The sequence below is a fragment of the Erwinia sp. MYb416 genome (assembly GCF_037479575.1).
In the GTDB taxonomy this organism is placed as follows: Bacteria; Pseudomonadota; Gammaproteobacteria; order Enterobacterales; family Enterobacteriaceae; genus Erwinia; species Erwinia rhapontici.
The window spans coordinates 1-961 of sequence record NZ_JBBGYT010000427.1; the positions used below are offsets into that span (position 1 = coordinate 1).

Annotated in this window: 1 protein-coding gene; it reads left to right on the plus strand. The window is 59.8% G+C overall.

Going from position 1 to position 961, the window contains the following annotated elements:
- Nucleotides 1-866 (plus strand): exodeoxyribonuclease VII large subunit (gene xseA / locus WH277_RS08215; protein WP_339505214.1); only part of this gene is annotated, 866 nt, incomplete at its 5' end.
- Between the last annotated feature and the right edge of the window lie 95 nt (nt 867-961).

A 961-nucleotide genomic window follows, 5' to 3' on the forward strand; every position in this document is an offset into this window, starting at 1 on the left:
CCCAGGTACAGGGCGCAGAAGCGCCCTCAGGCATCGTACGGGCCATTGAGCTGGCCAATGCGCGCAATGAATGCGATGTATTGATTGTGGGACGCGGCGGCGGCTCGCTGGAAGATCTCTGGAGTTTTAACGATGAACGTGTGGCGCGGGCAATTTATGCCAGCCGCATTCCGATTGTCAGTGCCGTCGGGCATGAAACCGATGTGACCATCGCCGACTTCGTTGCCGACCTGCGCGCCCCCACGCCTTCTGCTGCCGCGGAGCTGGTCAGTCGTAATCAGATTGAACTGCTGCGCCAGCTCCAGTCACAGCAGCAGCGGCTGGAAATGGCGATGGATTATTACCTTGCGCAGCAGCAGCGGACTTTCACCCGCATACAACATCGTCTGCAACAACAGCATCCGCAGCTGCGTCTGGCGCGCCAGCAAACGGCACTGATGAAGCTACAGCGCCGTCTGGATGATGCCATGCAGCTCAGGCTTCGCCAGGCGGTACGCCAGCAGGAGCGCGTGGAGCAGCGTCTGAGTGCCATTCGCCCGGAAATGCGCGTCCAGCGCGCCGGGCAGCAGCTCCAGCAGTGGCATTACCGCCTGCAACAGGCCATGCAGCAGCAGCTCAATGCCAATAAACAGCGCTTCGGCAATCTGGCGGCCCAGTTGGAAGGTGTCAGCCCGCTGGCCACGCTGGCACGAGGCTTCAGCGTGACCACAGCGGCAGACGGCCAGGTCGTGAAAAAGACGCAACAGCTACATCCTGGCGACATGCTGAAAACCCGCCTGGATGACGGTTGGGTGGAGAGTGAAGTCACCGCCATTACGCCGGTGAAAAAACCGCGTAAACGCAGCGAGTCTTTGTCACGCAAATGAGTCTGGCGGCCGTTGAGGCCGTCTGACTCTTTTCTGCGGCGAATGTCTGTTGCGGCTCGTTATTCAGAAATCAGCTGTTCGATGTCCGCTAATAC